This is a genomic window from Bacillus timonensis, assembly GCF_000285535.1.
Lineage (GTDB): Bacteria > Bacillota > Bacilli > Bacillales > Bacillaceae_L > Ferdinandcohnia > Ferdinandcohnia timonensis.
This window is the reverse complement of record NZ_HE610985.1, coordinates 575596-588947: the sequence shown is the minus strand read 5'-3', so window position 1 is coordinate 588947 and position 13352 is coordinate 575596. Positions and strand designations below refer to the sequence as shown.

Below are 13352 nucleotides of genomic sequence, written 5' to 3'. Positions count from 1 at the left end.
TACAATGTTTACAGAATTAGATTATGGTCAACTAATATCCGAATTAGTTGAAGAAACAGAACAACAAATTAAAGCAGTACATACAAAAATAGAAAAAAGTATCGATTATAACCAATATCGTGTATTAAAAAGCTTTCAAGATAATCGAGTGAGTGATTCTCATTTTATCCCGTCAACTGGTTATGGTTATGATGACATTGGGAGAGATACATTAGAAGCTGTTTATGCGCAAATTTTCGGTGGTGAAGCTGCGCTTGTGCGTCCGCAAATCATTTCAGGGACACATGCCATTTCAATTGCGTTGTTTGGGGTGTTACGACCTAATGATGAGTTGCTTTATATTACAGGAAATCCATATGATACATTAGAGGAGATTGTGGGTATTAGAGGTTCGGGAAATGGATCTTTAAAGGATTTTCATATCGGCTATAACACTGTTGACTTAACACCAGAAGGAAGACCAGATTTTGAAGCAATAAAGAATGCTATTCATGAGAATACAAAGATGATTGGAATCCAGCGTTCAAAGGGTTATGCGACAAGACCCTCCTTTACAATTGAAGAAATCAGAGAAATGATTCACTTTGTGAAGCAAATAAAACCCGATGTTGTTGTATTCGTGGATAATTGTTATGGTGAATTTGTTGAACTTCAGGAACCTTGTCATGTTGGAGCCGATTTAATTGCAGGATCACTTATAAAAAACCCTGGGGGTGGACTTGCAAAAACAGGTGGTTATTTAGTTGGGAAAAAAGAACTTGTTGAAGCATGTTCATATCGAATGACATCTCCTGGAATTGGAGCAGAGGCAGGAGCATCTCTTTACACCCTGCAAGAAATGTACCAAGGACTCTTCCTTGCACCTCATATTGTAGGACAAGCATTAAAAGGAGCTGTATTTACTGCAGCAATTTTAGAAAAAATCGGCCTAAAAACAGAACCCAGCTGGAATTGTGAGCGTACTGATCTAATTCAATCTGTTCAATTTGATAATAAAGACATGATGGTTGCTTTTTGCCAAGCTATTCAGTTTGCGTCTCCAGTGAATTCTCATGTCACTCCGTACCCAAGCTCTATGCCCGGTTATGAGGATGATGTGATAATGGCAGCGGGTACGTTTATTCAAGGTGCGAGCATTGAATTAACAGCAGACGGTCCAACGCGTCCACCATTTGTAGCATATGTTCAAGGTGGTTTAACATATTCACATGTAAAAATTGCAATCTGTTTAGCGTTAAATCAATTACTTTCAAAACAACTCATTACCATTCAAACAGAGGGTTAATTTCCTCTGTTTATTTTTTTAAAAAAGTCATGTTAGATTTTCTAACATGGTGTTGACAGATAATCTAACATCATTTAAAATCAATTTATTCATTGCAAAAGGAGGACCACAAATATGAGTGACGAAATTCGACGTTCAATGCCGCTCTTTCCAATTGGAATTGTTATGCAATTAACTGAATTATCCGCTCGGCAAATCCGATATTATGAGGAAAATGGGCTGGTCTCTCCTGCAAGAACTGAAACAAATCGAAGACTATATTCATTTAATGACGTTGATCGATTACTTGAAATAAAAAACCTAATCGAACAAAAAGTCAACTTAGCAGGGATTAAACAAATTTTCGTAGTCCAAAATCGTAACACAGTTGTTGATGAAAAGCCGGTGGAACCTGTGAAACAAGAAATATCTAATTCTGAGCTAAGAAGACTATTAAGGAATGAATTGCTTCAAGCAGGAAGATTTAAGAAGCAATCGAGTCCCCATCATAATGATATGTCAAGATTTTTTCATTAAAAAAGGGTTTAAAAAACGATACTTACAACAAGGTTTGGGGAGGAAAACGTAATGTCCAAATATACGAAAGATGATATTTTTCGTTTAGCAAATGAAGAAAATGTAAAATTTATTCGATTACAATTTACAGATATTCTTGGAACAATTAAAAATGTTGAAATTCCTGTAAGTCAATTAGAAAAAGCATTGAGTAACAAGATGATGTTTGATGGTTCTTCAATCGAAGGTTTTGTGCGTATTGAAGAATCTGATATGTACCTTTTTCCTGACTTAGATACATGGGTAGTTTTCCCGTGGACTGCTGAAAAAGGGAAGGTTGCACGTTTAATTTGTGATATTCATAATGCTGATGGTACTCCATTTGAAGGTGACCCTCGTAATAACTTAAAGAGAGTCTTAAAAGAAATGGAAGAACTAGGATTTACGAATTTCAATCTCGGACCTGAACCTGAATTTTTCTTATTTAAATTAGATGAAAAAGGAGAACCAACACTTGAGTTGAATGATAACGGTGGATACTTTGACTTAGCTCCAACAGACCTTGGTGAAAATTGCCGTCGTGATATCGTTTTAGAGCTTGAGGAAATGGGATTTGAAATTGAAGCTTCTCACCATGAAGTAGCACCTGGACAGCATGAAATCGATTTTAAATACGAAGATGCTCTTACTGCTTGTGATGAAATTCAAACGTTTAAACTGGTTGTTAAAACAATTGCACGTAAACATGGTTTACACGCAACTTTCATGCCAAAACCGTTGTTTGGTGTAGCTGGATCTGGAATGCACTGTAATCTCTCATTGTTCAAAGGTGGAGAAAATGCATTTTTCGATCCGAATGCAGACTTACAATTAAGTGACAATGCAAGACATTTCATTGCAGGTGTTTTAAAACATGCGCCGAACTTTACTGCTGTTACAAACCCAACTGTAAACTCATATAAACGTTTAGTTCCGGGTTATGAAGCACCTTGTTATGTTGCTTGGTCTGCTCAAAATAGAAGTCCGCTAGTTCGTATCCCCGCTTCACGTGGATTAAGTACTCGTGTTGAGGTGCGTTCAGTTGACCCATCAGCGAACCCTTATATGGCTATGGCTGTGTTGCTAGCCGCAGGTTTAGATGGTATTAAGAACAAACTTACACCACCAGCTCCTGTTGATAGAAACATCTATGTTATGAACAAAGAGGAGCGTAACGAAGCAGGAATTGTTGATTTACCACCAACATTAGCGCTTGCCCTAGAAAAATTAAAAGGGGATGAAGTGCTAATCAAAGCATTGGGTGGACATTTGTTCGAACATTTTGTTGAAGCAAAAGAAATTGAATGGGATATGTTTAGAACACAAGTTCATCCATGGGAAAGAGAACAGTACATGACCATGTATTAAGAAAAGCGTAAGGTGATTAAGCCTTATGTAACAAGTATCAGACGTGCTCAACCTTCAGTAGTATTTGGCCAGACCAAAGAGCAGATGAGTCTAGATTTGTTAAATAAAAGAGACCCTTAACATTTGTTAGGGGTCTTCTTCATAAAAAAGGAACATTTCAGTAAGAAATGTTCCTTTTGATTTTAGTGAATCGTGCGGTATACACCAATGACTTTCCCTAAGATGGATACGTTTTTTAAGATAATTGGTTCGAGCATAGAATTCTCGGGCTGTAATCGAATATGATCCTTTTCTTTGAAGAAACGTTTTACAGTGGCTTCATCGTCTTCTGTCATTGCGACAACTATATCCCCATTGTTTGCTGAATGTTGTTGTCTAACAATAACATAGTCTCCATTTAGAATACCGGCTTCTATCATACTATCACCCATGATTTCTAGCATAAAGATTTGGTCATCATGGGCCGCGAAACGATCTGGTAATGGAAAGTACTCTTCAATATTTTCCACTGCTGTTATTGGTTGACCCGCTGTTACTTTACCGATTACTGGTACATTCACAACGTTCGCAGTAGGTATTGCTTCACTTTCATCTACTTGTAATATTTCAATAGCACGTGGTTTTGTTGGGTCTCTTCGAATTAAGCCTTTGCTTTCAAGTCTGGACAAATGCCCGTGGACTGTCGAGCTTGATGCTAGTCCGACAGCTTCACCAATTTCCCTTACGGAAGGTGGGTAGCCCTTATCTTTAACTTCCTGCTTAATATAATTCAATATATCCTGCTGTCTTTTTGAAAGCTTTGTTGTCATCTGCACTCATCCCCTTACATTCTTAATTTCATTTTATATGTATCTCATTCTCGATTTCATCCTCTTCGGATTGTCTACTTGTGATTTCGACAAAAACCGAATTTCTTAAGTTGAGTATAGCATGTTTTACATGATTATACAAACATAAGTTCGAATATTTGTTGACACAAAACATTTGTTCGGTATATAATAAAAACATAAAATACGAACAAACATTCTGTAGGAGTGAATATTAGATGTTAAAGAAATTACAAGGCGGATTTATCTATTATGTACTATTTGTTTTACTAAGTATGGGTATGGTTTTTATCACAGCCAACTAGATAAAAAAGTGAAATACTTGTAAATAGTCTTTTCATTTAGTACTATGAACTATGATTTAGAAAAGATTATACAAGGAGTAAAATTATGCTTTCAAAAGATAAATTAGATCGGATCAATATTCTTGCTAAAAAAGCGAAGACAGTGGGCCTGACGGATAAAGAAAAGGAAGAACAGAAAGAACTGAGACAGGAGTATTTACATGTTTTTAGAAATTCAATGACTAATACATTACATTCAGTAAAGGTTATTGACCCAGAGGGTAATGATGTAACCCCGGAAAAATTAAAAGATAGTAAGCGGAAAAGATTACATTAACAAAGAATACATAGATTTCTATGTATTCTTTTCTTTTTGTGCATACTACATAAGAATGAACTGTTTTACATCAAGTTAGTTCTTCATTAGAATCTTTTGAAAGGATGAATTGTATTATGACACATTCAATAACGGACTTATCAATAGCGTCGATTCGAACGCTTTCTATCGATGCTGTTGAAAAAGCAAATTCAGGACACCCGGGAATGCCTATGGGTGCAGCACCAATGACATATACTCTTTGGACACGACATATGAAGCATAATCCGAAAAATCCAAATTGGTTTAACCGCGATCGTTTTGTTTTATCTGCAGGACATGGATCTGCCCTTTTATACAGCATGCTTCATCTATCTGGCTATGATTTAACAATTGATGATTTAAAACAATTTCGTCAGTGGGGAAGTAAAACACCAGGACATCCTGAATATGGGCATACGTCTGGGGTCGATGCAACAACAGGTCCCCTTGGGCAAGGTATCGCAATGGCTGTTGGGATGGCAATGGCAGAACGTCATTTAGCAGGTGTATATAATAAGGACTCATTTGAAATTATTAACCATCATACATACGCCATCTGTGGTGATGGTGACCTAATGGAAGGCGTTTCTGGAGAAGCTTCATCGCTTGCTGCTCATTTGAAATTAGGGCGTCTAATAGTGTTATATGATTCAAATGATATCTCACTTGATGGTGACCTGGATCAAGCGTTCTCAGAATCAGTTGAACAACGATATAAGGCATATGGATGGCAGTATCTTCGAGTCGAGGATGGAAATGACGTTGAAGCAATTGACAAAGCAATTGAAGAAGCAAAGGGTGATGTAAATCGCCCAACTCTTATTGAGGTTCGAACTACAATTGGCTATGGTTCTCCAAATCGTGCTGGAAAATCAAAAGCACATGGTGAACCACTAGGTGCCGACGAATTAAAACTAACTAAAGAGGCTTATAATTGGACGTTTGAAAATGATTTTCATGTTCCAAGTGAAGTTTATGCTCATTTTGAGGAAACAGTGAAAATGGCTGGCGAAAAAATTGAACAGGAATGGACTCAATTGTTCAATAGTTATAAAGAAAGCAACCCTGAGCTTGGGAATCAGTTAGAAATGGCAATCGATTGCAAACTTCCGGAAGGGTGGGAGAAAACGTTGCCAGTCTATGAGGTAGGTAAGTCGCTAGCTACACGTGCTTCATCTGGTGAAGCGTTAAATGCAATTGCACAAAGCGTGCCTCAATTTTTTGGTGGTTCTGCAGATTTAGCGGGATCGAATAAAACGATGATTAAAGATGCTGACGATTTTATGCCAAATGATTATAGTGGCCGCAATATTTGGTTCGGGGTTCGTGAATTTGCAATGGGTGCCGCTTTAAATGGTATGGCTCTTCATGGAGGTCTTAAAGTGTTTGGTGGAACATTTTTTGTGTTCTCCGATTATTTACGACCGGCGATAAGACTCGCTGCACTTATGAAAATTCCAGTTACTTATGTGTTTACGCATGATAGTATCGCGGTAGGTGAGGATGGACCAACACATGAGCCGGTTGAACAACTGCCAGCATTACGTGCAATGCCAAATTTATCTGTCATAAGACCAGCAGATGGAAATGAAACGGCAGCTGCATGGAGAACCGCTATCGAGTCAAAAGATGTGCCAACAGCGCTCATTTTAACGAGACAGAACTTACCAACATTAGAAGGAACAGCAGAGAATGCATATGAAGGTGTACAAAAAGGTGCATATGTTGTATCACCTGCAAAGTCAGGACAACCGGCTGCTCTTTTATTAGCAACAGGATCTGAGGTTAGTCTTGCGGTTGAGGCTCAAAAACAACTTGCTAGTGAAAATATTGAGGTGTCAGTTATAAGTATGCCTTCGTGGGATCGTTTCGAGGCACAATCAAAAGAATACAAAGAATCTGTCCTTCCTAAAAATGTGAAAAAACGTTTAGCAATTGAAATGGCAACTCCACTTGGATGGGAAAGGTATACGGGTGATGAAGGGGATATCCTTGGTATTCATGGATTCGGTGCCTCTGCACCAGGAGAAATTGTTATGAAGGAATATGGCTTCTCAGTTGAAAACGTGATAAATCGAGTAAAACAATTGCTTCAATAAGCAAATAAAGGGGTCGAATCGGGCCCCTTTTCTATATAAACAAAGGTTTCGACAAAACTAGACGATTCTTACTCCAGCTTCAGACAAAAAACACAGACTCTTTCGAATATACTATCACTAACAGATAGTATTAGGAGGAAAGGGTATGAGAGAGTACTACATTTATTTAATAGAAGAAGAATTTGCAACTCATTACTTTGGTCGTGAATCACTAATCTATCATCTATTTTTAGAATATAGCCAATCCAAACATGAACGGAAAGAAATACTTAATAAACAGATTGAATTTATTACAAGGTCGATACCAACCTTACGCATCCAACAAAAAATCGAAGCAAGCCTTGCTCACTATTTCTACTATAATCATCAAAGTCATATACACACTATTGATTGGAATGAATTTAATAGCTTTGCAAAACTAACGATACATAATGAATACATACAACTGCAGTCCTCAGGTAGCTATGAAGCTGAAACAGCTTTTTTTGAAATCCTACGCAAATATGATCGGTGTTTTCTTGCAATGGATTTTTCTGCGAATAAATATGGGTGGCTTACTCCTATTAAGGAAAGAAAGTTAATATAAATGCTAGGAAAACATAAAACAAATATTGTATAATTACTAATGGTTTAGTACACTGTAATGAGACAACATGAAGGAGGAAGTTTTTGTATGATGCAAATATGGTTAGCTATCTTATTAATCGTGATAGCTTTACTTGGTGGCGTTGCATTAGGATTTTTTATTGCACGTAAATACATGATGAATTACTTAAAGAAAAATCCACCAATCAATGAGCAAATGCTAAAAGTAATGATGATGCAAATGGGTCAAAAGCCATCTCAAAAGAAGATCAATCAAATGCTAAAAGCAATGAATGGTCAAATGGACAAGCAATAAAAAGTTGGAAGGTTTACATCCAACTCCCATAAAAAGCCACTTTTCTAGTGAGAACTCACTAAAAAAGTGGCTTTTTTGCTGTCACGATTATAAATCTCTTTGGTCCACGTTCAATTCAATGATATTTCCGTCAGGGTCCAAGCAAAAAATTTGTGCAAAACCGCTGACGCTGTCCGGTTTTTCGAGAACAGTTACATTATGCATTGATAACCAATTTAACGTGTCGTAATAATTATCTACCTTAAGTGCAAAATGACCTTCGCGGCTGCTGATGCTTTTATCCTTTCGAATCGTTTGGGATTCAGGTAAAACGATTAAATGTAATTGTTGATTACCAATTTCATACCAAGCACCTGAAAAATCAAAATCAGGACGGTTTATTTCATTTAAACACAGAATATTGCTATAAAAATCCTTTGCTTTTTCGAGATTTGTAACTGATAAGCTCACATGATGAAGTTCCTTATACTTAATCATGAATATTCACCTCAATTTTTAATCTAAAGTCATTATAATAAAAAATATACTATTTTGCATTTATTTCTCATTTGTGTCTGGTTATATCTTCCTGAAATTTTAAAAATTTGGTAAACTATTATGGCACTTATTCGTCTTTCGGAGGATTATAGGATGAAAATCTTTAAGGATTTAATGTGGTTTTTCAATCAAGAGAAAAAATCATATCTCACTGGTATTTTTTTATTAATGATAGTTGCTTTATTGGAACTTGTTCCACCAAAAGTTATTGGTATGACGGTTGATTTTATTGCTCAAGGAACACTTACAAAAGAAAAACTATATAAATGGTTGAGTATTTTATTTGCAACCGCATGTACCGTTTATATTGTTCGGTTCCTTTGGAGAATCATGATATTTGGCTCTTCTGTAAAATTAGCTAGATTACTAAGGAATCAGCTATATGAACATTTTACGAAAATGTCACAGGGCTTCTTCCAAAAGAGAAGGATTGGCGACCTAATGGCACATTCGACAAATGATTTACAAGCGATTCAACAAACAGCTGGCTCGGGTGTATTAACTTTGGTCGATTCGCTAGCGACCGGAGGGTTTGTATTATTAACGATGGCAATCACGATAAACTGGAAGCTTACGTTAATCTGTCTTATTCCATTACCTTTTATGGCACTTTCTACAAACTATTATGGAACACTTTTACACAAGCGTTTTCATAAGGCCCAGGAGGCTTTTTCCAGCCTTAATGATAAAGTTCAAGAAAGTGTAAGTGGAATAAAGGTTATTAAAACATTTGGTCAAGAGGACGAGGATACAAATGTTTTTCGAAAGCAATCAGATGATGTCGTGCAGAAAAATCTTGCCGTGGCAAAAGTTGATGCACTCTATGATCCGACTATCTCTTTAATAGTAGGTATTTCATTTTTCCTTGCTTTAGTGTTTGGTTCTAGATATGTTCTAGCAGGCGAAATGACACTTGGAGAGTTGGTCACATTTACAACATATTTAGGTCTGTTGATTTGGCCGTTACTAGCTTTCGGTTGGTTATTTAATATAGTGGAGCGGGGAAGAGCCTCCTATGACCGTGTTTCAAAGCTGCTTGCTGAACCTATGGAAATAACAGATTGTGAGAATGCTAGTGAAGCAACACCAACAGGTGATGTAGCTTATACAATTTCTACATTTTCTTATCCAGGTGAACAAAAGCAAACTCTTGAGGAAATTGATTTTACCTTAGAACGAGGTCATACACTCGGTATTGTTGGAAAAACGGGTGCGGGTAAAACAACACTGTTAAAACTGTTAATTCGTGAAATTGAAGGCTATGAAGGTCAGATTTTAATTGGGGATAAGGAAATAAAGTCATTTACACTTGATGCTTTACGAAAAGGAATTGGTTATGTTCCACAGGATCATTTTCTTTTTTCAGCAACAGTCGCAGATAATATTGCATTTGCAAAACCAGATGCCTCAATGAATGAAATTATCCAAGTTGCGAAACTTGCTACTATTCATGATGATATCCTACAGTTCACAGATGGCTATGAAACTATTGTTGGTGAGCGTGGAGTTTCATTATCAGGAGGGCAAAAACAGCGTATTTCAATTGCTAGAGCTCTTTTGATGAACCCAGAAATATTAATTCTTGATGATTCTTTGTCGGCAGTTGATGCCAAGACAGAAGAGGAGATATTGCGTGCGTTACGGGAAAACCGAGAAGGTAAAACGACGGTAATTACATCCCATCGTTTAAGTGCAATCCAGCACGCAAATCAAATTCTTGTAATAGAAGATGGCAGGATCGCTCAGCATGGTACGCACGACGACCTTATGGAACAGAAAGGGTGGTATCGTGATATGTATCACCGCCAGCAACTTGAAACTCTTGCCCGCATGGAGGGTAACTCATGAACAAAATGACGAAAAAAGACCAAAGGCGTGCATTAAAACGACTGCTTTCCTATACGAAACCTCATGCTCGTGAATTCGTATTTGCATTTGCATTGTTATTACTAGCTACTCTTGCAGACATTGTTGGCCCAATTTTAATTAAAATTTTTATCGATGATTATCTAACACCACGTAATCTTCCGATTGAACCATTAGTAATCCTAGGGACAATCTATCTTTTTATTCATTTTTCAAAGGTGATTCTTCAGTATTTCCAGTTGGTGAAATTTCAAAAAATTGCTTTAACGATTATTCGGGAAATGCGAATTGAGGTTTTTACAAAGGTACACAAGCTTGGACTCAAGTATTTTGATAAAACGCCAGGGGGAACTATTGTTTCAAGAGTTACAAATGATACCGAAGCCATTAAGGATATGTTTGTCGAGGTTGTCGCCACGTTTGTACAAAATGGTGTGTTTTTAGTCGGGGTTTTTATTGCGATGTTCTATTTAAATGTGCAGCTTGCCCTTTTTTGCTTAGTACTCATCCCAATTTTGTTTATATTGATGCAAACATACCGAAAATACAGTTCTAGATACTATCATGACATGAGGGAACGAATCAGTCAGTTAAATGCAAAGCTAAATGAATCACTTCAAGGAATGGCAATCATTCAGGTATTTCGACAAGAAAGAAGATTACGTCGTGAGTTTGCTGAAATTAATGATGCACATTATCAGGCTGGTATAAAAAATATTAAGCTTGACGGGTTGTTATTAAGACCGGCTGTTGATTTCATATATATCGTAACAATTATTATGGTGTTAAGCTTTTTCGGTATATCCGCACTTGAAAGTCCGATTGAAATTGGTGTTCTATATGCATTTGTGAATTATCTTGAACGATTTTTCGAGCCGGTTAATAATATGATGATGCGTTTATCTCTCCTCCAACAGGCAGTAGTTGCATCCCAACGCGTATTTGAAATACTTGACCATGATGAGCTAGCTCCACAAACAATAGGTAGCGAGAATCCCGTGATTGAAAAAGGCGAAATCGAATTCAAAGGTGTGAGCTTTTCTTATGATGGAAAGCGAGATATCTTAAAAAACATTTCATTTACAGCAAAACAAGGTGAAACAGTAGCGCTTGTCGGTCATACAGGAAGTGGGAAAAGTTCAATAATAAATCTATTGATGAGATTTTACGATATTGAACATGGAGATATATTAATTGATGGACACTCGATTAAATCTTTTGACAATAAGGAGCTTCGTCAGAAAATCGGTTTAGTGCTCCAGGATCCATTTTTATTTGTTGGGACCGTAAAGGAAAATCTTCGATTAAACAACCCAGATATTACAGATCAGGATATTGAAGAAGCAGCTAAGTTCGTTCAGGTAGACAATTTTATTAAAAAGTTGGAAGACGGTTATGATTATCAGGTAGTGGAGCGCGGATCAACATTCTCAAGTGGCCAAAGGCAGCTATTGGCATTTGCACGTACGATTGTGACGAATCCGAAAATTTTGGTTTTGGATGAAGCTACAGCAAACATCGATACAGAAACAGAGGAAGAAATTCAAAAGGCGCTCAAAAAAATGAGGCGGGGAAGAACGACAATCGCAATTGCCCACAGATTATCAACGATTCAAGATGCCAATCTAATTTTAGTACTTCATCAAGGAGAAATCGTAGAAAGAGGAACACACCAAGAGCTTCTTTCTCAAAAAGGGCTATATTATAAATTGTATTTATTACAGAATGGTAGTCTAGATAAGGTTGAAAATGCAATCATGTAAGAAGCCTCTCAAGAATTCGAGAGGCTTTTTTGTGTTCTTCCTGCATTATATTCATTTAAAAGGCTATCTAAATCCTGGCTCACTTTAATGGTATAGGCCGCAGTAAAACCGTGTTTCAAGACAATTTCAACCAGTTCAGTTCTTTTTTGTTCAATTTTTAGTAGAAGTTGTTCTTTAGACACAAGGAATAACCCTTTCGTAGATAAATTAGTTCCGTCTTGGACGAGTTATATTATAGTATATCATATATGGTAAATACTTGGTAAAAAACTTGCTTGGAAATATATTCAACACTGGACTCGTGTTAGACACAAAACTTTCATATTAATAATTATGAATATGTATAATTATTTGCTAGAATGATAATGATGATCAATTTAGGAGTTGTTAAAATGGCTGATGTAAATGTGTTTCTTGCTTTTGGTGCAGGCTTTTTATCCTTTATTTCACCATGTTGTTTACCCTTATATCCAGCATTTTTATCGTATATAACGGGCGCATCTGTTAGTGAATTAAAGTCAGACAATGCAATGCTACAAAAACGGAGTATTTTACATACGATTTTCTTTTTAGTTGGTTTTTCCATTATTTTCGTTATGCTTGGATTTGGAACATCTTTTGTTGGCCAAATATTTAGCGATTATAAAGACTTAATTCGTCAGATTGGTGCGATTCTCATTATTTTCTTTGGTCTTGTAGTACTTGGTATTATTAAGCCTGGATTCTTAATGAAAGATCGTAAAATAGAGTTCAAACATCGACCCGCAGGATATGTTGGATCAATCTTTATTGGAATGGCGTTCGCCGCTGGTTGGACACCATGTATGGGACCTATTTTAATGTCTGTTATTGCGCTCGCGGGTACTAATCCTGATTCTGCAATGCTTTACATGGTAATGTATTCATTAGGATTTTCGATTCCGTTCCTCATACTTTCATTTTTTATTGGGCGTTTACAATGGATTCGAAAAAACAGTATAAAAATAGTAAAAATTGGTGGATATGCAATGATCATTATGGGGATTATACTATATTTTGACTGGATGACAAAAATAATTGCATATGCAACTGCTATCTTTGGAGGATTTACAGGTTTTTAGTCGAATTGGTACCTGAGTGATATTTTCAAGGGGGACTTGCAGTGGCTAGGATTTTGGTAGTTGATGATGCGAAATTTATGAGACTTACCCTTACAGATATATTAATGAATGCAGATCATGAGGTTGTGTCAGAAGCAGAAAATGGAATAGAAGCGATTGATAAATATAAAGAAACAAAACCGGACCTGGTTACAATGGATATAACCATGCCAGAAATGAATGGCATTGATGCTCTCAAAGCAATCAAAGAAATCGACCCAAAGGCAAAAATAATTATGTGTTCTGCTATGGGGCAGCAAAAAATGGTCGTTGACGCAATCTCGGCTGGAGCAAAAGATTATATCGTGAAACCATTTGACGATAGTCGAGTTGTTGAGGCTGTTAATAGAGTTTTACATTTAACGTAAACCCATTTAAGAAAGAATTTCTT

14 protein-coding genes are annotated in these 13352 nt (G+C 36.6%); 11 read left to right on the top strand and 3 right to left on the bottom strand.

Features of this window, described 5'->3' with window-relative positions; all coding sequences use genetic code 11:
- The first annotated feature begins 4 nt into the window (after window positions 1–4).
- The 3 genes from BTHG_RS03225 to glnA all read left to right on the top strand — a co-directional run bounded on the left by BTHG_RS03225 (window position 5) and on the right by glnA (window position 3187).
- Window positions 5–1285: a methionine gamma-lyase family protein gene (locus BTHG_RS03225; RefSeq protein WP_010282238.1), complete on the top strand. Its 1281-nt coding sequence runs from the start codon at window positions 5–7 to the stop codon at window positions 1283–1285.
- Between the two features lie 114 nt (window positions 1286–1399).
- Window positions 1400–1801, top strand: a complete 402-nt coding sequence (locus tag BTHG_RS03220; protein ID WP_010282235.1) for a MerR family transcriptional regulator — start codon at window positions 1400–1402, stop codon at window positions 1799–1801.
- Between the two features lie 51 nt (window positions 1802–1852).
- Window positions 1853–3187 carry a type I glutamate--ammonia ligase gene (glnA, locus tag BTHG_RS03215; protein ID WP_010282230.1) on the top strand — a complete coding sequence of 445 codons (1335 nt, stop codon included), beginning with the start codon at window positions 1853–1855 and terminating at the stop codon, window positions 3185–3187.
- A 182-nt stretch (window positions 3188–3369) separates the two neighbouring features.
- Here the strand turns inward: glnA and lexA are convergent, their stop codons facing one another.
- Window positions 3370–3996: a transcriptional repressor LexA gene (gene lexA, locus BTHG_RS03210; protein WP_010282227.1), complete on the bottom strand. Its 627-nt coding sequence runs from the start codon at window positions 3994–3996 to the stop codon at window positions 3370–3372.
- A gap of 408 nt (window positions 3997–4404) precedes the next feature.
- Here lexA and BTHG_RS03200 point away from each other — a divergent pair, with 408 nt between their 5' ends.
- The 4 genes from BTHG_RS03200 (at window position 4405) to BTHG_RS03185 (ending at window position 7656) form a co-directional block, all read left to right on the top strand.
- Window positions 4405–4635 (top strand): DUF896 domain-containing protein, encoded by a 231-nt coding sequence (locus BTHG_RS03200; protein WP_010282226.1) that lies wholly within the window; start codon window positions 4405–4407, stop codon window positions 4633–4635.
- A 116-nt stretch (window positions 4636–4751) separates the two neighbouring features.
- Complete coding sequence (tkt, locus tag BTHG_RS03195; RefSeq protein ID WP_010282225.1) at window positions 4752–6755, top strand: transketolase; 2004 nt, start codon at window positions 4752–4754, stop codon at window positions 6753–6755.
- A 145-nt stretch (window positions 6756–6900) separates the two neighbouring features.
- Complete coding sequence (sirA, locus tag BTHG_RS03190) at window positions 6901–7341, top strand: sporulation inhibitor of replication protein SirA (protein ID WP_010282224.1); 441 nt, start codon at window positions 6901–6903, stop codon at window positions 7339–7341.
- A 90-nt stretch (window positions 7342–7431) separates the two neighbouring features.
- On the top strand, window positions 7432–7656 hold the full coding sequence (locus BTHG_RS03185) for a YneF family protein (protein WP_010282222.1): 225 nt from the start codon (window positions 7432–7434) through the stop codon (window positions 7654–7656).
- A gap of 87 nt (window positions 7657–7743) precedes the next feature.
- Here BTHG_RS03185 and BTHG_RS03180 read toward each other — a convergent pair whose 3' ends face one another.
- Window positions 7744–8133 carry a VOC family protein gene (locus tag BTHG_RS03180; RefSeq protein ID WP_010282221.1) on the bottom strand — a complete coding sequence of 130 codons (390 nt, stop codon included), beginning with the start codon at window positions 8131–8133 and terminating at the stop codon, window positions 7744–7746.
- A 153-nt stretch (window positions 8134–8286) separates the two neighbouring features.
- Here BTHG_RS03180 and BTHG_RS03175 point away from each other — a divergent pair, with 153 nt between their 5' ends.
- Window positions 8287–10041: an ABC transporter transmembrane domain-containing protein gene (locus BTHG_RS03175; RefSeq protein ID WP_010282220.1), complete on the top strand. Its 1755-nt coding sequence runs from the start codon at window positions 8287–8289 to the stop codon at window positions 10039–10041.
- Window positions 10038–11822 carry an ABC transporter ATP-binding protein gene (locus tag BTHG_RS03170; RefSeq protein ID WP_010282219.1) on the top strand — a complete coding sequence of 595 codons (1785 nt, stop codon included), beginning with the start codon at window positions 10038–10040 and terminating at the stop codon, window positions 11820–11822. The genes BTHG_RS03175 and BTHG_RS03170 overlap by 4 nt, the downstream gene beginning before the upstream one ends.
- A gap of 8 nt (window positions 11823–11830) precedes the next feature.
- On the opposite strand, the gene BTHG_RS03165 is transcribed toward BTHG_RS03170, so the two are convergent.
- A complete protein-coding gene (locus BTHG_RS03165; RefSeq protein WP_010282218.1) occupies window positions 11831–12004 on the bottom strand; it encodes an aspartyl-phosphate phosphatase Spo0E family protein in 174 nt (57 codons plus the stop codon).
- 210 nt (window positions 12005–12214) lie between these two features.
- On the opposite strand from BTHG_RS03165, the gene BTHG_RS03160 reads away from it, so the two are divergent.
- Both BTHG_RS03160 and BTHG_RS03155 read left to right on the top strand, forming a co-directional pair.
- Window positions 12215–12922: a cytochrome c biogenesis CcdA family protein gene (locus tag BTHG_RS03160; RefSeq protein ID WP_010282217.1), complete on the top strand. Its 708-nt coding sequence runs from the start codon at window positions 12215–12217 to the stop codon at window positions 12920–12922.
- Window positions 12923–12963: 41 nt separating this feature from the next.
- On the top strand, window positions 12964–13329 hold the full coding sequence (locus BTHG_RS03155) for a response regulator (RefSeq protein ID WP_010282216.1): 366 nt from the start codon (window positions 12964–12966) through the stop codon (window positions 13327–13329).
- The last annotated feature ends 23 nt before the right edge of the window (window positions 13330–13352 follow it).

Coding starts and splice junctions, on each gene's coding strand:
- BTHG_RS03175 (WP_010282220.1), top strand. CDS start 8,287: ATGAAAATCTTTAAGGATTTAATGTGGTTTTTCAATCAAGAGAAAAAA.
- glnA (WP_010282230.1), top strand. CDS start 1,853: ATGTCCAAATATACGAAAGATGATATTTTTCGTTTAGCAAATGAAGAA.
- tkt (WP_010282225.1), top strand. CDS start 4,752: ATGACACATTCAATAACGGACTTATCAATAGCGTCGATTCGAACGCTT.
- BTHG_RS03185 (WP_010282222.1), top strand. CDS start 7,432: ATGCAAATATGGTTAGCTATCTTATTAATCGTGATAGCTTTACTTGGT.
- BTHG_RS03160 (WP_010282217.1), top strand. CDS start 12,215: ATGGCTGATGTAAATGTGTTTCTTGCTTTTGGTGCAGGCTTTTTATCC.
- BTHG_RS03170 (WP_010282219.1), top strand. CDS start 10,038: ATGAACAAAATGACGAAAAAAGACCAAAGGCGTGCATTAAAACGACTG.
- BTHG_RS03200 (WP_010282226.1), top strand. CDS start 4,405: ATGCTTTCAAAAGATAAATTAGATCGGATCAATATTCTTGCTAAAAAA.
- BTHG_RS03220 (WP_010282235.1), top strand. CDS start 1,400: ATGAGTGACGAAATTCGACGTTCAATGCCGCTCTTTCCAATTGGAATT.
- BTHG_RS03180 (WP_010282221.1), bottom strand. CDS start 8,133: ATGATTAAGTATAAGGAACTTCATCATGTGAGCTTATCAGTTACAAAT.
- lexA (WP_010282227.1), bottom strand. CDS start 3,996: ATGACAACAAAGCTTTCAAAAAGACAGCAGGATATATTGAATTATATT.
- BTHG_RS03225 (WP_010282238.1), top strand. CDS start 5: ATGTTTACAGAATTAGATTATGGTCAACTAATATCCGAATTAGTTGAA.
- sirA (WP_010282224.1), top strand. CDS start 6,901: ATGAGAGAGTACTACATTTATTTAATAGAAGAAGAATTTGCAACTCAT.